This window comes from Dehalobacter sp. DCM, from assembly GCF_024972775.1.
Classification (GTDB): Bacteria; Bacillota; Desulfitobacteriia; order Desulfitobacteriales; family Syntrophobotulaceae; genus Dehalobacter.
Genome location: NZ_CP092282.1, coordinates 2,624,845 through 2,649,489 on the forward strand (window position 1 = coordinate 2,624,845; position 24,645 = coordinate 2,649,489).

The 24,645-nt window shown below is 45.9% G+C and carries 23 protein-coding genes; 2 read left to right on the top strand and 21 right to left on the bottom strand.

Annotated features, from left to right (window positions below):
- Positions 1–44: 44 nt before the first annotated feature.
- The 14 genes from proB to ilvD all read right to left on the bottom strand — a co-directional run bounded on the left by proB (position 45) and on the right by ilvD (position 15,131).
- Positions 45–1,160 carry a glutamate 5-kinase gene (gene proB, locus LPY66_RS12185; protein ID WP_337984602.1) on the bottom strand — a complete coding sequence of 372 codons (1,116 nt, stop codon included), beginning with the start codon at positions 1,158–1,160 and terminating at the stop codon, positions 45–47.
- Positions 1,160–1,960: a pyrroline-5-carboxylate reductase gene (gene proC / locus LPY66_RS12190; protein WP_337984603.1), complete on the bottom strand. Its 801-nt coding sequence runs from the start codon at positions 1,958–1,960 to the stop codon at positions 1,160–1,162. The genes proB and proC overlap by 1 nt, the downstream gene beginning before the upstream one ends.
- 396 nt (positions 1,961–2,356) lie before the next feature.
- Positions 2,357–3,211: an undecaprenyl-diphosphate phosphatase gene (locus LPY66_RS12195; protein ID WP_337984604.1), complete on the bottom strand. Its 855-nt coding sequence runs from the start codon at positions 3,209–3,211 to the stop codon at positions 2,357–2,359.
- A gap of 258 nt (positions 3,212–3,469) precedes the next feature.
- Positions 3,470–3,850 (bottom strand): hypothetical protein, encoded by a 381-nt coding sequence (locus tag LPY66_RS12200; protein WP_337984605.1) that lies wholly within the window; start codon positions 3,848–3,850, stop codon positions 3,470–3,472.
- A 387-nt stretch (positions 3,851–4,237) separates the two neighbouring features.
- Positions 4,238–4,543 carry an AzlD domain-containing protein gene (locus LPY66_RS12205; RefSeq protein WP_337984606.1) on the bottom strand — a complete coding sequence of 102 codons (306 nt, stop codon included), beginning with the start codon at positions 4,541–4,543 and terminating at the stop codon, positions 4,238–4,240.
- A complete protein-coding gene (locus tag LPY66_RS12210) occupies positions 4,533–5,258 on the bottom strand; it encodes an AzlC family ABC transporter permease (RefSeq protein WP_337984607.1) in 726 nt (241 codons plus the stop codon). Before LPY66_RS12210 ends, LPY66_RS12205 begins: the two co-directional genes overlap by 11 nt.
- A gap of 125 nt (positions 5,259–5,383) precedes the next feature.
- Positions 5,384–6,442 (bottom strand): 3-isopropylmalate dehydrogenase, encoded by a 1,059-nt coding sequence (leuB, locus tag LPY66_RS12215; protein WP_337984608.1) that lies wholly within the window; start codon positions 6,440–6,442, stop codon positions 5,384–5,386.
- Entirely contained in the window at positions 6,435–6,923 is a 489-nt protein-coding gene (locus LPY66_RS12220; protein WP_337984609.1) for a 3-isopropylmalate dehydratase small subunit, read from the bottom strand. Before LPY66_RS12220 ends, leuB begins: the two co-directional genes overlap by 8 nt.
- Complete coding sequence (gene leuC / locus LPY66_RS12225; protein ID WP_337984610.1) at positions 6,916–8,190, bottom strand: 3-isopropylmalate dehydratase large subunit; 1,275 nt, start codon at positions 8,188–8,190, stop codon at positions 6,916–6,918. Before leuC ends, LPY66_RS12220 begins: the two co-directional genes overlap by 8 nt.
- A 292-nt stretch (positions 8,191–8,482) precedes the next feature.
- Complete coding sequence (locus LPY66_RS12230; RefSeq protein ID WP_337984611.1) at positions 8,483–10,015, bottom strand: 2-isopropylmalate synthase; 1,533 nt, start codon at positions 10,013–10,015, stop codon at positions 8,483–8,485.
- A gap of 97 nt (positions 10,016–10,112) precedes the next feature.
- Positions 10,113–11,108, bottom strand: coding sequence for a ketol-acid reductoisomerase (gene ilvC / locus LPY66_RS12235; RefSeq protein WP_337984612.1), 996 nt, complete (start codon positions 11,106–11,108; stop codon positions 10,113–10,115).
- 86 nt (positions 11,109–11,194) lie between these two features.
- Positions 11,195–11,677, bottom strand: coding sequence for an acetolactate synthase small subunit (ilvN, locus tag LPY66_RS12240; RefSeq protein WP_337988081.1), 483 nt, complete (start codon positions 11,675–11,677; stop codon positions 11,195–11,197).
- The gene (gene ilvB / locus LPY66_RS12245; RefSeq protein WP_337984613.1) at positions 11,677–13,428 is read right to left on the bottom strand and encodes a biosynthetic-type acetolactate synthase large subunit; all 1,752 of its coding nucleotides are present in this window, start codon (positions 13,426–13,428) and stop codon (positions 11,677–11,679) included. The genes ilvN and ilvB overlap by 1 nt, the downstream gene beginning before the upstream one ends.
- 2 nt (positions 13,429–13,430) lie before the next feature.
- Positions 13,431–15,131 carry a dihydroxy-acid dehydratase gene (gene ilvD, locus LPY66_RS12250; protein ID WP_337984614.1) on the bottom strand — a complete coding sequence of 567 codons (1,701 nt, stop codon included), beginning with the start codon at positions 15,129–15,131 and terminating at the stop codon, positions 13,431–13,433.
- Positions 15,132–15,647: 516 nt separating this feature from the next.
- On the opposite strand from ilvD, the gene LPY66_RS12255 reads away from it, so the two are divergent.
- Both LPY66_RS12255 and thrB read left to right on the top strand, forming a co-directional pair.
- Positions 15,648–16,937, top strand: coding sequence for a homoserine dehydrogenase (locus LPY66_RS12255; protein WP_337984615.1), 1,290 nt, complete (start codon positions 15,648–15,650; stop codon positions 16,935–16,937).
- Positions 16,938–17,333: 396 nt separating this feature from the next.
- The gene (gene thrB, locus LPY66_RS12260) at positions 17,334–18,245 is read left to right on the top strand and encodes a homoserine kinase (protein WP_337988082.1); all 912 of its coding nucleotides are present in this window, start codon (positions 17,334–17,336) and stop codon (positions 18,243–18,245) included.
- Positions 18,246–18,444: 199 nt separating this feature from the next.
- Here the strand turns inward: thrB and LPY66_RS12265 are convergent, their stop codons facing one another.
- The 7 genes from LPY66_RS12265 to mutM all read right to left on the bottom strand — a co-directional run bounded on the left by LPY66_RS12265 (position 18,445) and on the right by mutM (position 24,569).
- A complete protein-coding gene (locus LPY66_RS12265) occupies positions 18,445–18,744 on the bottom strand; it encodes a zinc-ribbon domain containing protein (RefSeq protein WP_337984616.1) in 300 nt (99 codons plus the stop codon).
- Between the two features lie 184 nt (positions 18,745–18,928).
- Positions 18,929–19,420: a CarD family transcriptional regulator gene (locus LPY66_RS12270; protein WP_337984617.1), complete on the bottom strand. Its 492-nt coding sequence runs from the start codon at positions 19,418–19,420 to the stop codon at positions 18,929–18,931.
- A 95-nt stretch (positions 19,421–19,515) separates the two neighbouring features.
- Positions 19,516–19,956, bottom strand: a complete 441-nt coding sequence (locus LPY66_RS12275; RefSeq protein WP_337984618.1) for a lytic transglycosylase domain-containing protein — start codon at positions 19,954–19,956, stop codon at positions 19,516–19,518.
- A 362-nt stretch (positions 19,957–20,318) separates the two neighbouring features.
- A complete protein-coding gene (gene coaE / locus LPY66_RS12280; RefSeq protein WP_337984619.1) occupies positions 20,319–20,909 on the bottom strand; it encodes a dephospho-CoA kinase in 591 nt (196 codons plus the stop codon).
- 139 nt (positions 20,910–21,048) lie between these two features.
- Positions 21,049–21,747 (bottom strand): manganese efflux pump, encoded by a 699-nt coding sequence (locus tag LPY66_RS12285; protein ID WP_337984620.1) that lies wholly within the window; start codon positions 21,745–21,747, stop codon positions 21,049–21,051.
- A 71-nt stretch (positions 21,748–21,818) separates the two neighbouring features.
- Positions 21,819–23,678 (bottom strand): ABC-F family ATP-binding cassette domain-containing protein, encoded by a 1,860-nt coding sequence (locus LPY66_RS12290; protein WP_443112432.1) that lies wholly within the window; start codon positions 23,676–23,678, stop codon positions 21,819–21,821.
- A gap of 60 nt (positions 23,679–23,738) precedes the next feature.
- Entirely contained in the window at positions 23,739–24,569 is an 831-nt protein-coding gene (gene mutM, locus LPY66_RS12295; RefSeq protein WP_337984622.1) for a bifunctional DNA-formamidopyrimidine glycosylase/DNA-(apurinic or apyrimidinic site) lyase, read from the bottom strand.
- Positions 24,570–24,645 lie beyond the last annotated feature (76 nt).

The following is a 24,645-nucleotide window of genomic DNA, read 5'->3' on the forward strand; positions in this document are numbered from 1 at the left end:
CTATAGCGTACTATTATCACTATCTATTCTAACAAAGGATGCTATTAGCATTCAAGCGTTACCGTCAGATTATCACGATGAACTAATTCTTCTGCTTTAAGGTCAGGGATTAATTTAAGGATTTCTTCAGAGTGCAGCCCTTTGACTCGGTCAGTCTCTTCACTGCTAAGCTCGATGATCCCTCGGGCGACCTCTTCTCCTTGCGCATTCACAATTTTTACCAGGTCCTTACGCTCCCAAAAGCCCTGAGCTCCGGTCACGCCGGAAGCCAGCAGGCTTTTTCCGTCGCGAAGCAACGCTTTTTCTGCCCCGCTGTCGATGATGATTGTGCCGTTGGAAAGTGCCGCATAGGCTATCCAACGTTTCTTGCTATTCATTTTATGTTTAGCCTGGGGGAAGTATGTCCCAAGCGGGCAGGCATCCTTAATCATCCCCGAGATTTCTTTCATTCGTGATGCATTCATCAGAAAAGTCGCTGTACCAAAGCGTGTTGCCATCTCAGCGGCTTTAAGCTTCGTCACCATCCCGCCGGTACCTACAGCTGAACCGGCGCCATCGGCGAGTCCTTTTACCTTAGAAACATCATCGACGTGGCGAATGAGCACGGCGTCAGGATGCGTCGCGGGGTTTGCTGTATAGAGGCCGTCGACATCCGTCATCAAGATCAGAAGGTCAGCATTGATCATACCTGCCACTAAGGCAGAAAGCCTGTCATTATCTCCAAAGCACAGTTCTTCGAAAACAACGGTGTCATTTTCATTGACGATGGGTACAATGCCGTAATTGAGAAGCTTCTCCAATGTATTTCGGGCATTTCGGTAATGACCGGCTTCAACGAGATCAATGCGTGACAGAAGGATCTGGGCACAGCTGAGCCCGTGTTTATCAAAATAGTAAGAATACCTTTCGATCAATATTCCTTGACCCACGGCAGCCGTTGCTTGTTTGCCGACGATATCACGCGGTCTTTCTTTCAGTTTCATTTTGGCCATTCCGGCTGCTACAGCGCCCGAACTTACCAGAATGACATCGATTCCCTGCACGCGCAGTTCGGCAATGACTTCGGCTAACTGGTCGATGATCTGCTCATTGATCCCGCCTTGAGGCTGACTTAAACTGTTACTGCCTATTTTTATAACCGCCCTTTTCAGGGTATTCATCAAACATACTCTCCTTCCATCTCTTCTGCCCGCTTAGCACACGCTTTCATCGCCTCAAAGACTATTTTTTCCAGTTCAGACTCCCGAAAACTTTCTAAAGCAGCAAACGTTGTGCCATTGGGGGAAGTCACTGCTTCCCTCAGTTCTGCCGATGTTTTGCCACTTTCTGCCTGCATTTTGCCTGCACCGATCAATGTCTGAGACGCCAGGAAGTCCGCTTCGTCTTTCGTTAAACCAAGCCGGACGCCGGCTTGGGCCATCAGTTCTGTTAAATAATAGAAATAGGCCGGACCACTGCCGCTGACTGCGGTAAGCGCATTCATCTTTCCGTCATCAATCCATACACATTTTCCCAATACCGAAAAGATATCCTGGGTAATATCGGCCTGTTTTTCCGAAACACAGCTGCCTCTCGCTAAGCCGGATACAGCCTGGAGCACGGCACTGGACGTATTGGGCATCACACGGACGATGGCAGCATCGGGAAGCGTCTTTTCATAAAAGGATAAGCTGATCCCGGCTGCTACTGAAATGATGAGTTTACCCCTGAGATTATAGGCTGCCAGATCATTCAGAAGCGCTTTTATATCTTTGGGTTTGACAGCCAGGAAAAGAACTTCTGATTCTTGAACGATCTCAGCAAAAGTTACCGCACGAATCGGGTATATCGTAGCTAATGCCGCTGCTTTTTCCTGAAATACGTCAAATGCTGCTATGTGATAAGACGTATTGCCTTGTACAAGTCCCTTAATGACGGATGAAGCTAAATTTCCTGTTCCAATAAAGCCAATTGAAATCATAAATACACCCCACATTTTTATATATTTGAATAATCGCCAATCTTATTAAAATCCACAGACCTTCACTCTTTGTCCTACGGTATGATTTATCCATAAAAAAGAAGATACTAAAAAAACTTCTTCTGTCCTGCTAAGGACGAAAGAAGTTGTCTTCCGCGGTACCACCTTAATTGCGCCTAGTACTCTGTAACACCTAATTCCTTGTACTAGCGCCTCTTACCCTCTGATAACGGTGAGCAAACCGGAAGTAAAGACACTTCGAGCCTCGCAACTGGGTTTCAGTTAAATCGTCAGGGGAATTCCCACCATCATTCCCCTCTCTGGGTGACGCCTTAACCTACTGGGTTGGTCTTAAGCTTCTTTCCAGTTTAGCATAAAATGAACTTCGAAACAAGGTTAAAATAATCCGGCAAAACCGGCAATGAGCAAAACAACGGCAAAAATCATCCGGTAAACGGCAAATACACGCATGGGTTTCCGTTTGAGATAGGCAATAAATTTCTGGATGACAACCAGCGCCACCAGGAACGAGACAACAAATCCGATAATCAGCGCTATCATTTCCTGAGAAGTCAGTATTCCCAAGCCGCCAATCTTCACAATCTTGAGAAAGCTCATGCCGATCATCACCGGGATAGCCAAAAAGAAGGAAAATTCGGTGGCTGCAACGGTTGACAGTCCGGCAAACCATCCCCCGATAATAGTTGATGCTGAACGGGACATGCCGGGTATGACGGCTAAGCATTGAAATAAGCCAATCACAATGGCCTGCTTGGCAGATACATTAATACCCTGACTGATCACTGTTTTTTTCATGGCGTTGACTCTGAGTTTATTCTCCGCATAAATCATCAGAATGGCTCCCAGAAATAGGGTGATTGCAACCGGTATCGGGTAAAACAAGTACTGTTCAGCAATGTCGTCAAAAAGGATTCCGATGACGGCACCAGGGACGCAAGCAAGAACGATCATCAGCCAGAATTTCAATCCGGACTTCTCATAGCTGATTTTGGATGGAAAAAAATTATATAAGGTATCAATGATTTTCCTCCAATAAAGAACAATAACAGCCAATATGGCTCCAAGCTGGATCACGTAGGTATACATTTCAACATAATAGGCATTTGTCCCTTTGAAGCCAATCAAATTTTGGAATATAATCAAGTGTCCGGTTGAGGAAACAGGCAAAAATTCAGTGATTCCTTCGACGATACCCAAGATGATGGATTGAATAATCAGAATAATATCCATGTGTACTCCTTAGTTGGTAATTATTTCCCACTTACTTTTTCCTGGTTAATTTTGTACCTCATTATCTTATTTGTCAATAAGAATCCCTAAACTTAATGGCTTACACTTATGTAAGGCGGCCATTTCATCTCTATAGGATTATCTATATATTCGATCATTTATTTATACGATTATCATGTACCATGCATGACTGCCCAATTGCTTTTATTTCATAGCAATAACCACGTGAGCTCCTTGGATGCCATGATACCGCACCCGCTACTGCGGACTGTTATCCATGCGGACGATGTATTTTTGGCCGTTGATCATCGTACCCTTTAATAATTCACAGTGACGCAATACACTGACTTCTCGCAGCAGATCATCTTCAGATAAGTTAAATTCATGCATCAATGTGCTTGGCAGCGCTTGCTGGTTCTCCTTAACAAAGTCATAGATCCTCTTTTGTAACTCGGTTAGTCCATCCGTTCCTTCATGTCCAGTCATCTTCCGCGTTAGTTTAGCGCTGTGAACTGCAGCGACATCACACGTTCTCGGCACGCTAACGACATCGACATAACAGTCTTCGCACAGGATTTGACCCCAATAGGTCATTTCCTCTCCGATGGGGATTTCTTGATTACATTTCGTACACATCATAGTTCTTACTCCTCTGTAAATTTATACATTATTCTTTTTATTTAACTCGCTTGATTCGAATCCGGATTCGAATTTAACAAGCTCCTGTCGGGAGTCGTGAGTTAGTTTTATGATTAACACCCCTTTGGGATGACAATTACTAGTACATCATTCTTAAATTTACCTTGTTAATCCTAAATCTCATATATCCTGGGGGCAGATTTTTCGCAATATTGCGTTGTCTTGTCGCTCCCATGCCCTCCATGGCATCCGCGACATTTGTCCATCCGTGGACTTCAATCGGCATATGGTCGGTATGCCTCAATCCTCCGCCTTGTCTTTCAAAAAATTTGCTCTCCATTATATTTAATTTTAAGGGTTAACAAGGAACTAGGCATGAAATCAAATCTAAATCATCAATTCAACCATAAACACGATGATGCAAGCGATCAGTGACACTTTGAATAAGCCTTGTTTGCAATAAGCCAAGATCATCGCAGAAATAAAACCTGCCAAACCGGACCAAAGTGATTTCGTCGCACTGAGGATCGCCGGGAATGTCATCACGGCTAACGTCACATAAGGTACGTAGTATAAGAAGGATTTAATATAGATATTCTTGATTTCTTTGCGTAAGATAGTCAATGGAATCAGTCGGATAAGATAGGTGACCAGAGCCATCACGACGATGTAGAGATAAACATTAGCGCTCATCGGTTCCCTCCTTGATCGGGAACAGTAACGCGGCAGCCCCGGCAATCAGCAATGTCAAGACAATAATTTTAGTACCGGATGAGATTGGACTGAGAATCGAAACCTTGGTAAAGAGGAAGCTCAATCCCATAGAAAATATGATAATACCGGTTAATACCTTGTTTCCCCTGGCGGGCGGTACAATAATGGCGATGAACATGCCGTAAAGAGCCACACTCAAGGCGCTGATGATCCGAGGAGGCAGCAAACCGCCGGATAGAACGCCCAGTAATGTGCCCAGAACCCATCCGCTTATCGAAATAGTCATCAACCCATAATTATAATACGGATTCAATTTCCCCTCACGAACCACAGAAACACCAAAAATTTCATCGGTGATACCAAACGCCACAAATAAGCGATGCGCAAATGCCGTTTTCGGATCGAATTTTTGAGCCAGTGAAAACGACATCAAGCAATAACGGATGTTGATCACCAATTGGGTGATGGCCATTTCAATATAGGATGAAGAAGTACTTATTAATGCCAGAGAAGCGAATTGACCCGCCGAGGTCAGATTAGTAGCTGACATAATAACCGCCTGTGACGATGTAAGCCCAGAACTCTTGGCCATAATGCCAAATGTAAAGGAAACAGCGATGTAACCAAGGCATATCGGGATTCCGTCTTTTATGCCGTTTGTCCACGCTTTCCTTTGTGATGATTTCTTGTTCATGATGTATGAGTCCTTTTCGATAGATGATGCATTGTCTACCCCATTATACAAAAACAAAAGTGAAGCAGTAAAGGTCCTGCCTATACTGCTCCACAGAATATACCCCAAAAAAACATATTTTTTGTTTAGAGTGCAGCAATGACCGCCTCACCCATTTCCCTCGTTCCAAGAATCTGGTCGCCGGGTTTAGCCAGATCGGCTGTACGATATCCTTGTTCTAATACCCTTGCTACTGCATTTTCAATGCGATCGGCTTCGTGATTCAAATCAAAGGTATAGCGCAGCATCATGGCTGCTGACAGAATCGTCGCCAAGGGATTGGCTTTGTTTTGTCCGGCTATATCCGGAGCGGAGCCATGGGCCGGTTCATACAGACCCTTTTTACCGTTCATACTGGCGGAAGCCAGCATACCGATGGAACCCCCGAGCATTGACGCCAAATCGGTCAGAATATCGCCGAACATATTCTCCGTGACAATCACATCAAATTGCTCAGGATAACGAACGAGCTGCATGGCCGCGTTGTCAACATACATGTGGGTCAATTCAACATCCGGATACGTCTTGGCCATGTCCTCAGCAATTTCCCGCCAGAAACGTGACGATTCGAGAACATTGGCCTTATCAACCGAGCAGAGTTTCTTTCTTCTCCCTTGGGCTGTTACAAAACCCAGCTCCAATATCCTGCGAATTTCATCTTCGGTATACAACAACACGTCATAGGCTGCCGGCGGGTCAGCCTGTCGGCCTTTTTCGCCAAAGTAGATGCCGCCAGTCAGTTCGCGGATAACAACCATATCGACATTCTTAACCACATCTTCCTTTAACGTGGATGCGGAAATCAAGGATGGAATCATCTTAACCGGCCGGATATTGGAGTACAAGCCAAGCTCTTTGCGAATGGGCAGCAGTGCACCGAGTTCCGGTCTTTCTTGCGCAGGCAATGTATCCCATTTCGGTCCGCCAATAGCGCCTAAAAGAACAGCGTCCGCTTCCTGACACGCCGTCAGCGTATCCGCTGGCAGGGCTTTGCCGACAGCATCAATGGCGGCTCCTCCGATGAGATAGTTAGCAAATTCAAATTTTAGGGGTGAGTCCGATAAAACAGCCTGAAGCACCTTCAGCGCTTCGGGAATGATTTCTCTTCCGATCCCGTCTCCGGGAAGCACGGCAACCTTAGGCATTCTTTTTTTTCTCCTTTACGTAGGGCACAAGTCCACCGGCTTTAATCAATTCCTGCATAAACGGCGGAAAAGGTATCGCCTGGAACGTTGTTCCTTTGGTGATATTCTTGATGGTACTTGTCTCCAGATCGACATCAACGTCATCCCCTGCATCGATTCCCTGGACCGCCTCAGGCGACTCCAGGATCGGCAGGCCAATATTGAGGGCATTCCGATAGAAGATACGGGCATATGACTCAGCGATCACCGCTTTGATTCCGGCAGCTTTAATCGCCAACGGTGCATGCTCGCGGGAAGAGCCGCAACCAAAATTCTTACCGCCGATGATCATATCGCCTGCTTGAACATTGGCTGCGAATGCCGTATCGGCATCCTCCATACAGTGGGCCGCTAAATGTTCCGGTTCAAAACGATTCATATAGCGTGCAGGAATAATCACGTCAGTGTCAATATCATGGCCAAATTTCCATGCTTTACCCATTGGAAATCACCTCCCCAGGATGAACGATTTCACCGCATACCGCAGCTGCGGCAGCGACGGCAGGATTACACAAATAGACTTCACTTTCCGGATGCCCCATGCGTCCTACAAAATTCCGGTTTGTTGTTGACAGTGCACGTTCGCCCTTAGCGAGAATCCCCATATGGCCCCCGAGACAAGGGCCGCAGGTTGGCGTGCTGACGGCAGCACCCGCTTCGATCATCGTCTGGACCCAGCCGCGATTGATCGACTCCAAGAGGATATCCTGAGTTCCAGGGAAGATGATACAACGAATATTGGGATGGATCTTCTTCCCTTTCAGGATATTCGCAGTGATCTCCATATCTTCCAGTCTGCCGTTGGTACAGGAACCGATAACAACCTGATCTACTTTTAAGCCCATCGCTTCGTTAATGGGCCGGGTATTTTCCGGAAGATGCGGATAGGCGATCTGCAGCGGAATGTCTTCTGTATTGAACTCATAAACTTTTTCATACACGGCGTCCGGATCACTGGTGTAAACGGTGAAGGGTCTTTTAGCCCGTGCTTTCACATAGTCTAACGTGATATCATCCGGCTCAATGATCCCTGCTTTACCGCCGGCTTCGATAGCCATATTGCAAATGGTCAGTCTGTTATCCATTGATAGTGCCCGGATACCGTCGCCGGCAAATTCCATCGCCTTATAACGGGCACCATCTACTCCTATTTTCCCAATAATATAAAGAATCAAGTCCTTGCCGCTGACGAAAGGCTGATACTTCGTGCCATGAAAAACAAACTTCAACGTCTCCGGTACCTTAAACCAGGCTTCCCCTGTTGCCATGCCTGCCGCACAGTCAGTGCTGCCGACGCCGGTGGCAAATGCCCCCAACGCGCCGTAGGTACACGTGTGGGAATCCGCACCGATGATCAAATCGCCGGGTACAACCACTCCCTGTTCCGGCAGAAGGCAATGTTCAATGCCGACTCTTCCTGTATCCCAGTAATGAGTTATATCTTGCTTGCGGGCAAATTCCCGTAAGATTTTGCTTTGTTCGGCGGAAGCAATATCCTTGTTCGGTGTAAAATGATCCGGTACCAGCGCGATCTTTTCCCTATCGAACACCTTTTCTATTCCAAGCTTTTCAAATTCCCTTATTGCCACTGCACCTGTAATATCATTGGATAATACGATATCCAGTTTAGCATTGATAATCTCTCCTGGAACAACTTTATCAACGCCCGCATGAGCAGCCAGGATTTTTTCACTGATTGTCATACCCATTGGCAGCTGCCTCCTTTACTAAAATAGTGTTGAATATACTAGTACAACGTTCTCTAAATAACTAGACATTCAACCCCCATAGCTCGGTCTGCGTACCACATTTCCGGCGGCAAGCGGAGTAGGATTGCGGAGCGCGGCTCTTTGCGCCACGGATGGCGCAAGAGACGAAAGCGGAATGTGGTGCGCGGACCGGACCCAAGAGAATATAGTTGTCTAATTATTGAAAGATCAAAATACTAGATAATGTCAGCCAAAATATGCTGGTTTTTCTTAAAAATACAAAAGGCGTGTTCTAGCGTTTCTTGATTGTGATCCAGCCTTTGGTCAGGGCCCGATTGACTGCCTGGACATAGGCTTTGATACTTGCTTCAATAACGTCTGTACTGACTCCCCGACCGGCGGCCTTATGCTCTCCAAAAGCTACGGTGACAGTAACTTCACCTTGGGAGTCTTCTCCACTGTCAATAGCCTGCAACGCGTAATTCTCTAATACACCGTCGACGCCGATGATTTTATCGATTGCTTTATAAGCAGCGGCAACGGATCCGTCGCCATAAGCGGCTTTGACCAATTCTTCGTTGTCATCATAGCCATTGGTGTGAACCAATCCAATTGTAGCCGTCGGCTTTAAGGTGTTTCCACTGAGGATTTGCCAGTAATCCAACTTAACCAATTCTGCCGCTTTTATTTCAGCCAGAGCATAAAGATCAGCTTCAGTGATGACCTTTTTCTTTTCGGCGAGGACTTTGAAATCTTCAAAGAGTTTTTGGAAGCGCTGCTCATCCATTTCAATATTGAGATCATCCAGTGATTGTTTAACAGCGTGCCGCCCGGAATGTTTGCCTAACACGATAGTATTTATGTCCAGCCCGATGGCCTCGGGGGACATAATCTCATAGGTTGACCGTTCTTTAAGGACGCCATCCTGGTGGATACCCGATTCATGAGCAAAGGCGTTTTTTCCAACCACTGCTTTATTTGCTTGGATTCGCATACCGGTCAATCTGCTTACCAAATTGCTGGTGCGGGTAATTTCCTTTGTATTGATACCCGTCTCTACGCCATACCATTCTTTTCGTGTAGACAAGGCCATGGCTACTTCTTCCAAAGCGGCGTTACCTGCCCGCTCGCCGAGACCGTTCATTGCACATTCGATCTGATGGATGCCGACATTGACAGCAGCCAGAGAATTAGCAACCGCTAAACCCAGATCGTTATGGCAGTGAACACTCACTTTGACTTTTTCTATGCCGGTTGTCTTCGCCATGACCGCCTTGATAAAGTCGGCAAACTCACCGGGCATGGCATAACCCACTGTATCTGGGATATTAATAACCGTGGCACCCGCTTTGATCACCCGCGAGAATATTTGGGCCAAGAAGTCTATGTGGCTGCGCGAAGCATCTTCGGCACTGAATTCCACGTCGCTGACTTTGGATCTGGCGAGTTCGACCCCGCGCACAGCAAGTTCTAAAACGTGATCCGGTGTTTTGCGCAGCTTATATTGCATGTGAATCGGGGACGTAGCAATAAATGTATGAATTCGCGGGCTTTCCGCAATACGGATCGCTTCCCAAGCCCTGTCAATGTCTTTTTCTTCTGCTCTGGCGAGGGCCGCTATCGTGGAATTCTTAACTTTCTCTGCAATAAGTGCTACCGCCTGGAAATCACCCGGGGAGGTAATCGGAAAACCGGCTTCAATAACATCAACACCGAGCTTCTCAAGCTGACGGGCTATTTGCAGTTTTTCTTCCATGTTTAAAGCGACACCCGGTGATTGTTCCCCATCTCTTAAAGTCGTATCGAAAATATCCAGTCGTCTCATTTTCCGTCACCTCCAACTTATCATTCCTGAATTCGGGTTAACACATCACATCAGGTCTGCATGCCACCGTTCCGGCGACAAGCGGAGCATGACTGTCTTATTTCTTTTTTAACCAGGCCATCATCGAACGAAGCTGCTGTCCAACCTTTTCAATCGGGTGCTCCGCATCGCGCCGTGTAATCGCATTGAATACGGGACGGCCAACTTGGTTCTCGGCAAGCCAGTTACGTGCAAAGACACCGTTTTGAATCTCAGAGAGTACTTTTTTCATTTCTTGGCGGGTTTCATCCGTAATGATCCGTCTGCCAATCATCAGATCCCCATATTGGGCGGTATCTGAAACAGAATAGCGCATCCGGCTGATCCCGCCCTCGTACATCAAATCAACAATCAGTTTCAATTCATGCAGGCATTCGAAATACGCAATCTCCGGCTGATATCCCGCCTCTGTCAGCGTATCAAATCCGGCTCTGACCAGCTCAGATACGCCGCCGCAAAGGACAGCCTGCTCACCAAAGAGATCCGTCTCTGTTTCTTCAGCAAAGGTTGTCTCGATCAGTCCCGCACGTGTACAGCCAATGCCTTTGGCATAGGCCAGGGCGATTTGGTGGGCCTTTCCGGTGGCATCCTGATAAACTGCGATGAGTCCGGGTGTCCCGGCACCTTCCGTATACGTACGGCGTACTAAATGACCTGGACTCTTCGGTGCAATCATCACAACATCAACATCAGCCGGGGGAACAATCTGTCCGAAATGAATATTAAAACCGTGAGAAAAACAAAGTACTTTACCGGCGGTAAGATAGGGCGCAATTTCTTCACGATAGACTTTTGCTTGTGTTTCATCGGGGAGCAGAATCTGAATAACGTCTGCTTTGGCAGCCGCCTCGGAGACAGTCATAACGGTTAATCCGGCAGCTTCCGCTTCTTGTTTTCTCTGGCTGTTGGAGCGCAAGCCGATAATGACATTTAAACCGGATTCCTTCAAGTTTTGAGATTGCGCATGGCCTTGGCTTCCCCAGCCCATGACAGCGATGGTTTTCCCTTTTAAAAGTCCCAGATCAGCATCTTGATCATAATACATTGTAGCCATAATATTATCTCTCCTTAATATAAGTAATTTATTATTTATCGTTAACTAATAGGTAACCCTCATATTATTGCTGCGCGCCTTGGTTTTCAGTTATTATCTGCTCTGGCAATGGCAATCTTCCCAGTACGGACCAGTTCCTGAATACCGTATATCCGCATGGCTTTAATAAATGCGTTTATTTTATCTTCATCTCCTGTTAATTCGATGGTCAGACTGTTCCTGCCCATATCGACAACTCTTCCCCGGAAGATATCGGTGATTTGAAGCACTTCTAATCGTGTTTCCGCTTTTGTTTTAACACGAATCAGGGCCAGTTCTCTGTCAACGACAGCTTCATTGCTCAGGTTCGTCACTTTATGCACCACCACAAGTTTATGCAGCTGCTTGGTAACCTGTTCAATGACCTGACTGTCACCCTCCACCACGATCGTCATCACGGACAGCTCCGGATTTTCGGTCTGACATACCGTCAGACTATAGATGTTGTAGCCCCGGCGGGAAAAGAGTCCGGATACTCTGGCCAGGACGCCTGGATCATTTTCGACCACAACCGCAAGTGTATGCAGCATCACTTTTCTCCCTCCAGTATCTCAGTAATTCCCTGTCCGGCGGGTACAAACGGAAGTACGACTTCGTCCGGTGATATAGTAAAATCAACAATGAATGGTCCTTTCGTCTCAATGGCCGTTTTTAGCGCATATTCTATCTGCTCCGGACTGTCAACGCGCAAGCCTTTAATGCCATAGGCATCCGCAAGTTTGACAAAATCCGGGTTGGCATCCAGTTGGATCTGGCTAAAACGCTCATTGAACAGAACTTTTTGCATTTGCCTTACCATCCCCAGAACACCGTTATTCATCAGAATTATTTTAATCGGTAATGCATATTGAACGGCTGTTGCTAATTCATGGATACTCATCTGTAATGAACCGTCGCCAGTTACCAGAAAAACTAGATTATCCGGTTCGGCAAATTGAGCGCCGATTGCTGCCGGCAGACCAAATCCCATCGTCCCTAAACCGGCGCTGGTTATGAACTGCTTAGCCCGGGTTACCGGGTAAAACTGGGCTGCCCACATCTGATGCTGCCCAACATCCGTCACGACGATCGTATCCTCCGGGCTTAGTTTTCCCATCGCTTCCAGAATCATTTGCGGATTGAGGTGACCGTCCGGTTCATAACCCAAAGGGTATTGTTTTTGCCAGGCACGCAGCTTCATCCACCACGGATCGATTTCCGGCGGGCTTGCTTTTAGAAGGAACTCCTCCAAAACCAACTTGGCATCGCCGACGATGGGGATATTGGCACGAATGACTTTTCCTATTTCCGCCGGATCGATATCAATATGGATAACTTTTGCCTTCGTTGCAAACCGGTGTTTCAGACCACTGGTGACCCGATCGTCAAAACGAACACCAATGGCGAGCAAAAGATCACATTCATCGATAGCCAGGTTTGCGGTTATCGTGCCATGCATTCCGACCATCCCCAGATGGTTCGGATGTGTGGACGGAAGACTGCCGATTCCCATGAGGGTGGTAACCACCGGAATATTGGCTTTCTCGATCAAATCTCGCAGCCCTTTCTCCGCTCGTGAGGTGATAACGCCTCCCCCGGCATAAACCACCGGTTTCTTGCTTTGAGCTAATGCTTTGGCAGCTTCAGCAATTTGCCCGGCATTGCCTTTGGTAAAAAACTTATAGCTTTTCAAGGCTACTTTAGAAGGATAAGAATCCGAGGCATCCGCGGCCATAATATTTTTGGGAAGGTCAATCAGAACAGGACCGGGGCGCCCGGTACCGGCGATATAAAAAGCTTCCTTGACAATACGGGGTATATCCCTCGCATCCTTGACCAAGTAAGAATGTTTGGTAATCGGCATCGTTATACCCGTAATATCTACTTCCTGGAAGGAATCTGTTCCTAGAAGGTGTGTAGAAACTTGACCCGTCAGAATAACAACCGGTATAGAATCCATATACGCATTGGCGATACCCGTAACCATATTTGCCGCTCCGGGTCCGGAAGTAGCCAGACAGACACCCACCTTGCCACTGACCCTGGCATAAGCATCGGCTGCATGGACCGCACTCTGTTCATGCCGCGGCAGGATGTGGCGAATCGAGCTATCCAGAAGAGCATCATAAAGCGCGAGCAATGAACCTCCGGGATAACCGAAGATCAGTTCGACTCCTTCCTGCTCCAACACATCAAGTAAGGCTTTGGCGCCATTGTACGTATCTCTGGCAAGACTTTCTTCATCTTCCCAGGTAATTTCGGGGTCTCTGGCAATTAATTTTTCATCTTTTGTTTGGTCCATATTTACGAGTCCCCCTTAACTGTTCGGAATGCTGCTCCTTTGTTGGCAGATTGTACAAAGCGGACGTAACGCCCGAGATATCCTGTACGGCCGGCGATTTGATTCGTTCTTTCCAAACCTTTCTCCGACGAATAATTCTTTCTTCTCTCTATCTTTTGTTCCTCCGGCAGCAGCCAATCAATCGTTCTATTGGCTAAATCAATACGAATAATGTCGCCATTTTCTATGAAAGCGATTTCGCCACCTAAAGCGGCTTCCGGCGATATATGTCCGATCGATAGACCTCGGCTCCCTCCGGAAAACCGTCCGTCTGTGAGAAGGGCGACAGATGAATCCAGCCCCATACCGGCTAGCATCGCCGTCGGTCCAAGCATTTCTCTCATCCCCGGACCGCCTTTTGGTCCTTCATAACGAATGATACAGACATCGCCGGCTTGAATGACACCACTGCGTATCGCTTCGGCCGCTGCATCCTCCCCGTCATAGACCTTGGCTGCTCCTTCAAAAACGATATTCCGGTCTGCCAAAGCACCTACTTTAATGACAGCTCCTTCCGGGGCGAAATTACCAAATAAGGCACGCAAACCGCCTTCGTGGGAATACGGATCATTAAGCGGTCGGATAACCTGTGAATTCTTAACCTCGGCGTTTTTAAGTCTTTCAGTCATTGAACAGCCGGATACTGTCATTCCGGAGCCGTCAAATAAACCCGCTTCAATGAGGCTCTTAAGCACGGCGCTGATACCGCCCGCCTCATTCAAATCCACTAAATAGTGCCCGCCGACGGCAGGACTCAATTTGCATATTTGAGGTGTCTTATCACTGATCGTATTAATATCCGCCAAGTCAAAGGCAATATCCCCTTCATAAGCAATGGCAGGCAGATGAAGAATGGTATTGGTTGAACAGCCAAGAGCCATATCCGCAGCTATCCCGTTCATAATGGCCGTTTTCGTCACAATATCTCGCGGGCGAATATCGTTTCTTAACAGTTCCATGACCTGGTAACCACTCTCTTTAGCCAGTCTGATTCTATCCGAATAGACAGCCGGGATCGTGCCGTTTCCAGGCAAGGCCATGCCTATAGCTTCTGTCAGGCAATTCATCGAATTGGCCGTAAACATGCCGGCACAGGAACCACATGTCGGGCAAGCTGTTTTCTCCAGTCCCTGCAGCCATTCTTCACCTTCTTGACCACTAACAACCTTACCGACACCTTCATAGACGGTGATAAAATCCACCGTCTTTCCTTCATGACGGCCCGGAAGCATTGGGCCTCCGCTGATGACTATTGACGGGAGGTTCAGCCGCATTGCAGCCATCAGCATACCGGGGACAATTTTGTCACAGCTGGGTATGAATACCAACGCATCCACTGCGTGGGCTCTGGCCATAATTTCAACAGAATCGGTTATCAACTCGCGGCTGGCCAAGGAAAAATGCATGCCGGTATGTCCCATGGCTATGCCGTCACACACCCCAATTGTTGAGAATTCGAGCGGCGTCCCGCCGTTTTCGCGAACTCCCGCTTTTACAGCCTCTGCCAATTGACGGAGATGCATATGACCGGGAACAAATTCATTAAATGAATTAACAACACCGATGATCGGTTTTGTAATCTCGCGATCTGTTAGTCCAAGCGCCCTCAAAAGTGACCGTTGCGGTGCCCTATCAATTCCTGTTTTAATTAAGTCACTGTTCATAAAGAGCATCCTTTCTATTTCAATTATGGTATCATAGTAGTGTCTTATCTAATAAATTATATCACATCTGGTGGTGGTCTGTTAAAAAAACAGGCAACCTCTCATTAACTGTGTTATAACACAACCGATAATTAGTCCTAGTGTATATGATACAGTTTTCCATGTCAATACTTCCCTCGCTAATTTACTTGAAATTATCGAATATTATTGATACAAAATCACCGTACCAATTGAGGTGATTACAGTGTTAAGGTACACTAGTGTACTGTCTCGTAGATATTTGGAATTACTGCGCCGAATAAATTTTCAGCAAACCTAATTGTCAGCGAGACAGTACACGAGGTATTCTTTCTTCTTTTCAGGTAATATAATAGGTAATATAATAGGAAATTTAATGGCTAAATCCAAGTAAATTCTGTGAAACTACCTTGTCAAAATAGGATTGCCTTGGTATAATGTCCACTATATAAATACATATGTGCACCTACAGAGGATTTAATATGAGGAGGTCAGACTATGAGAAAAATTACTATAGGATTGCTTGGGTTTGGTACTGTCGGTTCGGGTACCGCCGCTATTCTTGAAAATAATCGCTATGACATTTCTACACGTTCCAATACGGAAATAGTTATTAAAAAAGCGTTAGTCCGGGATATCCGTAAGCAAAGACCGGGAGCAGAGCATATCACTCTGACCAATGACCCGAATGAGATACTGGAAGACCCGGAAATCGATATTGTTGTTGAGCTTATCGGTGGTATTGAACCCGCTCGCTCTTATATCCTTCAGGCTTTAAATAACGGCAAAAATGTCGTAACGGCAAATAAAGATTTGCTGGCTGAATCCGGTGAAGAGTTGCTGGAAGCAGCAAGAGTGAATGGCCGCGATTTGTATTTCGAGGCCAGTGTCGCCGGCGGGATCCCGATTATTGCCGCACTCCGCCAATCATTAACCGCCAATAAAATCACTTCCCTGGTGGGGATTATCAATGGCACGACTAACTATATCCTATCCGCAATGACCGAACAGGGGCGGGATTTTGCCGATGTATTGAAAGAAGCGCAGGAATTAGGCTATGCTGAAGCAGATCCTGTCTCTGATGTCGAAGGGCTTGATGCCGGTCGAAAACTGGCGATCCTCGCCTCTCTTGCTTTCAACACACGCGTAACGTTTCATGATGTCTATGCCGAGGGAATTTCAAACATATCTTCAGCCGATATCCGGTATGCCGATGAATTAGGCTGTGTGATCAAGCTTTTAGCTATAGGCAAACATCAAGAAAGCGGTGTAGAAGTCCGCGTGCACCCTGCTATTCTTCCTAAGCGCCATCCATTAGCGAATATCAATGGTGTCTATAACGCCATTTATGTCACAGGGGATGCCATCGGCGAAACGATGTTTTATGGGAAAGGTGCAGGCGCCTATCCAACCGGAAGCTCCGTCGTCGCGGATATCATTCAGATCACCCGAAACATGAATGCCGGATCAGAGGGTATCTTGAATTGCAGCTGTTATAATCATTATCCCATTATTGCACGCGATAATTTCACCACCGGCTATTATATCCGCTTAAAAGTGAAAGATGAGCCCAAAGTATTTGCGACTCTCGCTTTATTCTTTGCCGAAGCGGGGATTAGTTTTAACTCGATTATCCAGAAACCAAGACAGGACAAGAGCGCCGAAATCGTCCTGGTGACTCACCCCTGCCGAGAGGGGCAGCTCCAACAAGCCCTGCACTCTGTCAATGCATACGATAAACTGGATAAAGTATATAATGTCCTCCGGTTTGAAACAAATGCAATCTAGTACCTTGTTAACTCTAAAATTATAATATAATGGCGAGCAGATTTTTTGTAAGACAAGGCGGAGGATTGAGTCATACCGAGCGTATGGGGATTGACGACAACGCAGTATTACAAAAAATCTGCCGTCAGGATATATAAGATTTAGGGTTAACATGGTACTAATACGACACATTTTCTAGTTTACTTCCGGCGACGAATGGGTTAGAATTTATTAAGAAATCCTGGCTGGTGCCATGCTTTGGCACCAGCCTTCGATACGCTTAGCGTGAAAAGAAAGCACGATTACTTTCTGGCAAAACAACACAACTTGGCACACCGAATACCATGTCCGTATAGAATCAGCATTCTATATGTTAACCTCATCATGGTAACCTGCCGTAATACTTTGGAGGAAATGATGTTTCACGTAAAAGTACCCGCGACTTCAGCAAATTTAGGTCCTGGCTTTGATTGCATGGGACTGGCATTAACGTTGTACAATAACTTTTATGCAGAAAAGAGCGATAAACTGGAGTTTATCCTCAAAGGGACCTATACCCAAAACATACCCACTGATGAAAGAAATTTATTATGGCGCACCGCATGCCGTCTTTGGAAAAAGATTGATTATACACCTACCCCTTTAAGGATTACGCTTGATAGCTGTGTACCGCCGGCTCGCGGTCTTGGCAGCAGTTCGACTGCTGTCGTCGGCGGTCTGATGATTGCCAATGCGGTTGCCGGTAATCCGCTGGATCGTTTTGAACTGCTCAAACTTGCTTCGGAGATCGAAGGGCATCCGGACAATGTTACGCCGGCTATCTGCGGTGGGATCACGTTGACTGTCATGACAAAAGATGTTCTTATTCCCAGATGCCTGGCAAAAAATCCATTATTCAAGTCAGTTGTTGTCATACCGGATATCCTGGTAGAAACGGAGAAAGCACGGAAGATACTTCCAGCCAGCGTATCCCGTGCCGATGTCATTTATAATGCTTCCCGTGTCGGTCTCTTAGTTGATGCCTTCATTAATGAAGAGTATTCTTTGCTGGCTGTAGCAACTCAAGATAAGATCCACCAGAACCAGCGAGCGTCTCTGATCCCAGGGATGACAGATGCACTAAACTCAGCGGTTGAAGCCGGTGCTTATGGTGCAGCCCTTAGCGGCTCAGGCCCTACCTTGATCGCCTTCTGCCCCGACGGCAATGTAGACACGGTTGCCGAGACAATGAAAGCGGTGTTAAGCAAGCATTCCCTAAGCTCTGTGACAATGGCACTGGACGTAGACTCTGAAGGTGCTGTATTAACCACAACATCGTCATCTTATTAAGAATAGAATAGAATTTTATGACAAGTTAACCTATACTGCATTCCAATGCATAATAAACTTCTTCATCGGGTTATTTAATACGACGAAGAAGTTTATTTCATTTTCATAGTGTATCTTTTTTCAAAAGAATTGGTCTATTAAATAAAAAACCTTCCCAGAAGCCCGGGAAGGTTGCTTATTGCTTTACAGGGATATATTCTTACCAGTTGCTTTTCCGAGACTGGAAGCAATCACGGCAATATACCGGCTTATCGCCTGACGGTTGGAAAGGAACAGTTGTTTCCTGTCCACAAGCGGCACAGACTGCAGGGAACATTTCGCGCTGTTGACGGCCATAACCACTATTGCCTCTGGTTTGAGCTTTTCTTGCAGCACGGCAAGCCGGGCAGCGGCCAGGTTCATTGGTGAAGCCTTTTTCAGCATAGAATTCTTGTTCTGACGCAGAAAAAGTAAACTCGGCTCCACATTCCTTACAGGTTAACACTTTGTCTTCAAACATTAAAAAAAACCTCCTGAATATATTGCCCGTTGCCAGGGAAGTTTCGTGCTTCCTAAGCTTTAGGCTTTCAGAAAGTCGTACGTAAATCCATCCACAATACTAACGAGCATAAGTAATTATAACGCAAATATAAAACCGAGTCAATCTGTTTTAGAAAATTTTGCATTTTGAACGAACACGTTGACTAACTGCATTTTTCGATAACATCATCCAGGATCTGAACAGCCTCTTCATGCGCCAGTCCTTTGACTTCCATCATTTCGCTGATAAAGACTTGACAGGCATTATTCAACATCTTGGTATCATCATTTCCAAGTTTATTAAAGAGTCTTTTCCGGGTCAAATCGCGAATAATTTCCCGTTCCAAGAAAATATCGCCGCTTTTTATTTTCTTCTTATTAAGTTCACTGCAATAGCGTTGGTTCTCAAACATGACCGGATCTGTTTTTTCGGCATAGAAACCGGTTAAAATCGTTTCAATGACTTCAGAGTCAACCAGATACCGGATGCCTAAGGTATCCGCACGATCAACAGGGATAGAAACCTGCATCCTTTCCTTCGGTATACTGATGGTATAGCACAATTTCATATCCCCTAATATTTGATTTTTTACAATATCTTCAATAATACAGGTCCCATACAACGGGTATAGTACTTTATCCCCTTTTATAAACATGTCATTTGCCCCCATTGATCTTTCTGATGTAATTATATCACGAAAAAGGCAAAATAACAAATTAGTTTATCATATACCAAAATTTGTGTCAATTATTAATTACCATACAGATCCTTATACTGATGATAGGCTTTAAGCACATTTGTGGCATAGTCTTCTGTTTCTGGGAAAGGAATATCCTCGATCTGGTAAGCACCCGTAGCTTTCGGGTATTCACTTAACCAACCTTTTACCCTGCCAATCCCGGCATTATACGATGCAAGGGTAAGTACTAAATTACCCGAGAATTCCTTTTCTAACTGAGCGAGGTACCATGTGCCATAGCGTATATTCGTGTCCGGATCGTTTAAATTGATCTGTTCGAAGTTTTCACCCAGTTTTTTCGCTATGTCTTGGGCTGTATTCGGCATCAACTGCATAAGACCTACTGCCCCTTTGGCTGATTTAGACTTGGGGATGAAACGGCTTTCCTCGCGAATAACAGCAATAACCAGTAACGGATCGATATCGTTTTCTGCTGCGTATTTTTCGACCATGCTTTTATATGGGAAAGGATAAAAGATCCTTCCGACTATTTCACTTTTCCAGACGGAAAAGACAAAGAACAATAAAAAAATAATTGTTATTGCCCTAACAATTTTCTTCTTGGAAACAAACAAAACACATCATCCTATTTGATAGAGTATGGATTGACCTTGGCTAGTACCTTGTCAACCTTAAAGCTGTAATATAATGACGAGCAGATTTCTTGTAAGACAAGGCGAAGGATCGATGCATACCGAGCGTATGGAGAGTGAGGACAACGCAGTATTACAAGAAATCTGCCGTCAGGATATATAGATTTAGGGTTGACAAGGTACTCGCATTATAGTGATATATATGCCGACAGCGCAACTAATTATGTGTACTTCCTCCAGAGATCGTCAAGCTGCTTTTCTGTTTCCGCCCAGCTTCCTGAGTTATCGATCACGATATGTGCCATTTCCTTCTTCTGAGCCAGCGGCATTTGAGAATTGATCCGTAACACGGCTTCTTCCCGGGTCATATTGTTTCTTTGCATCAATCGTTTTATTTGAATTTCAGACGGGACATAAACGACCCATACTTCATCAATACGCTTATCAAACCCTTTTTCCAGCAGAAGCGGGATTTCGATGATCATCATTTTATTACCGGCTAATTCTGCTTCTTGGCATTGTTTTAACATCTCATCCATAACGCGTGGGTGAACGAGCGCTTCCAATTCAGCCCGCGCATCCGGGTTATTAAATACAACTTGTCCGAGAGCATAGCGGTCTATTCTTCCATCAGCAATACAATCTGCGCCAAACAACTTGCCTATTTCCGTTACAAGCTTCCCATCTTTGTCCGCATAGAGCTGATGAACCACTTGGTCGGCATCAAAAACCGGAATGCCCTTCTGCGCAAACCATTTGGAGACGCTCGTTTTTCCACTGCCGATACCGCCTGTCAGTCCTATCCTGATCATATTATCTCCTGCTTGTCTTTAAGGATTATTCACACGATACAGAAACCTGTTTTATTCCCTTAGGCTTATGTTTAAAACCCACGCGTATCAATGGCTAATTATGCTTGATAATTTTATTATTATTATACCATGTGAATCCTTAAAAAAGCTTTAATGTACCAATAAGAATCAAAACAAATCCCGGCAGGTATTTTGCTTTGGACAGCAGGTTGGCTGGCAGCTTTCCTGTTAATATTTGCCCTGTAAAGATCATCATGACCTGCAGTAACGCTACGAAAGCAATGGCGTATAAAGATATACCTGCCATCGACGCCGCCATCCCGGATACAAAGGCATCTAAAGCCAAGGCTACGCCAAGCAGAATACTTTCGTTGATGGTGATAATTCCTGAACCGTCAATATCAGCTGCATCGGGTGTTTGCAACACCTGGATGATAAGTCCGAAAAAATGGATACTGACTATTGTTTTATAGGGGTTACATGCCTTGGATTCCTCATTGGTCTCTGCTTGCAACGGGATGTTTTCTACCGCATACACACCAGCGCTCATGGCAGGTGCGGATTTCATCAGTGCCTCACTGCTCCGAACAGCCTGGACCAGTTGGTAAATACCAATGGCAATCAAGACAACAGCCCCTAGAACCCCCGGTTGGATCACCTTGAAATACGGTGTAATCAAATTACCGAACAACATTGATATTCCCATGGCTAGTGCTGTACACGAACCAATGATCACCAGAGAACTCAGAGGAATTCGGATCCTTTTTAAGCCATAAGCCATCCCCACACCGAAACCGTCCAAACTCAAAGCCAACGCAATGACCAACGCCATACCCATATTCTTTTACCCCTTAAGTATTACTTCGGGATAATATATGGTCAATCTCTGGGTTTGGTGAGTTGTTCCATTTATTCCTGGTAAGCCATCCATTCTTCCATTAACGCGTCAAGTTCTAGCCGTGCTGATTCATATTCTTGATGCAGACATAGTGTTAATTCATAATCCGACGCAGCCGCATGGAGCTTGCTCTCCAATTCTTTAAGGACAATCTCCGTTTCATCAATTCTTTCTTCAATTTGTTTGATTTTCTTCTCCATCCGTTTAGCCTGTTTAGATTCTTCGCGAAAAATCCTGGCGTCGTGGTTTTCTTTAGGATCAGATGCGTTCTTCTTTGAATCGGAGAGGTTACCTATTCCCGGTGCTTTATTCGCATTCTCTCTTTCAATCATTTCGCGGTAATAGGTATAATCTCCCTCATAAATTCTTAACCCTTCCCGGGTTAGGCAGGCTATCTTATTGGCGATCCGGTCCAGAAAGTAACGATCATGAGATACTGTCAGAATCGTGCCATTATACTCCCGGAGAACTTCTTCAAGCACTTCCCGTGTTTCCATATCCAAATGGTTGGTGGGTTCATCTAATAGAAGCAAATTACCTTGGTTTAGGAATAGTTTGCATAAAGCCAGTCTGCTTTTTTCACCGCCGCTCAGCCCGCTGACGGGTTTAAAAACATCTTCGCTCCGGAAACCAAAACGCGCCAGGATACTGCGGATTTCCGGATCGTCCAGCTGGCATGCATAGCGAATCTCATCAATGACAGACTCTCTTTGTCCAACATCCTCATGCTCCTGGGAATAATAGCTGACCGATACATTGGCACCGATCTTAAGTGTCCCACTGTACGGAATTTGGCCCATTATGGTTTTTAAAAGGGTCGTTTTCCCTGCACCGTTTCTTCCGAGCACAGCCACCTTATCTCCACGCCGCAGTTCAAGGTTGACATGTTCAAAAACAGGCTTCTGCGTATATTTAACGGCTAAGTCATCTACGGTTAATACGACATTGCCCGAACGTTCTTTCGTGTGAAAATTTATAGTCAATGTCTTCGTTGTCTTTGGTGCGGTCACTGGTGTAATCCGCTTAAGCATTGACTCTCTGCCGCGAGCCTGCTTTGCTTTGATACCAGCGCCATGACGCAGGATATAGGCTTCCAAGTCAGCTATCTTTTTATTGACACGTTCTGCTTCTCTGGTCAATGTAATTTTTTCCACCTGACGCTGCAGCTCGAATTCCGAATAATTGCCTTCATAGGATTTCAAATTCCCTTCTTCGATTAGGAAAATCCGGTCGACTATCTTATCGATGAAATAGCGGTCATGGGAAACGATAAGAACGGCACCGGCATATTCTGTCAAATAGCCTTCCAGCCATTCCAGGGCTTCTATATCCAGATGATTGGTCGGTTCGTCCATGATCAGTGTGTCGGGATCACGCAGTAAAAGTTTGCCCAGCGCCAGTCTGGTTTTCTGCCCCCCGCTGAGATGCGCCGCACTTTTATTCTGCTGCTCTTCCAGTCCTAACCCGAAAAGGATTTTACGAACCCGGGCTTCAAGAGCATAGCCGCCTTCCCGTTCGTAGCGTTCGGTAAGTCTTCCGTACTGGTGCAAAATCTTTTCTTCGGCGTTGTTAGCCATGCTTATTTCCAGATAACGAAGGTTATTCCGCATCTCCAGTATATCCTGACGTTCCATCAGCATCAGATCAAAAACTGTTCCCTCTTCAGCAAATGCTTCCGGAGTCTGCGGCAAATAGCCGACAGTTCCTTCCCAATGGATATCTCCCTTTTCTTTGCCGATTTCCCCAAGCAGAGCGCGCAGCAATGTTGTTTTTCCTGCCCCGTTGGCACCGACTAATCCTGCCTTCATCCCTTTTTCCAAACGAAAAGATATATCCTTAAGCAGCGGACTTCCCGCCACTTCGATGTCCATATGACTGCAAAATAATATGCTCATCCTCGTATTCAAATGCTCCTCGATGATTTTTATTATTTACTTCTGACATTCCGGACAGTATACTGTCGTTCTGCCGATGATTCTTGTTTTTTCCAGCGCAGTCCCACATATCTTGCACTTTTTGCCGCTTCGTCCATAGACCATCAAATTATCCTGGAAAGAACCCCTGCTCCCGTCACCATCGCGGTAATCTCGAAAAGACGTCCCTCTCGCTGCGATCCCCATGGTAAGTACGTCGCAAATGGCATGATACAGCAGGATGATTTCGGATACCTTTAATGACTGGGTACTCCGGGAAGGGGATATGCCTGCCCTGAATAACGCTTCATCGGCATAGATGTTCCCTAAACCGGCCACAACGGACTGATCCAGGATGGCTGCTTTAATCGTACTCTTCTTGCGAGCCAGCCGTAATCCAAGCTGATCAAACGTAAATAACTCGGCCAACGGTTCGGGACCGAGCTTGGCTAAACACGCCAGACAGGTAACCTGATGTGAGGGCACCAGTTGGATTCGTCCGAATTTACGGGTATCCGAATAGTGCAGTTCCCCGTCCTCAAGATAGAAAACCACGTGGGTATGTTTAGCCGGTGGGTGCTTATCCGGGTAATATACCAACCGCCCCGTCATTCGGAAATGAACAATCAGCGTCATTCCCTTACTGACATTGATTAGCAGGTATTTACCGCGCCTGTCCAGGCTTTCTACAACACTGTCTCTCAAGTGACTAACAAAATCCCCGGCATCGTCACTTCCCATGGTTATCACTGCTGGCAGCCAGCGTATATCGATATCAACAATCCGTTGTCCAATAATTTTTGTGGCGAGTGTTAACCGCACTGTTTCAACTTCAGGCAATTCAGGCATACTGTACACACCTCCCACCCGGTTTTACGAGTCCTTATCAGCCATGACAGCAACAATATCAAAGGGAAAAGGATCA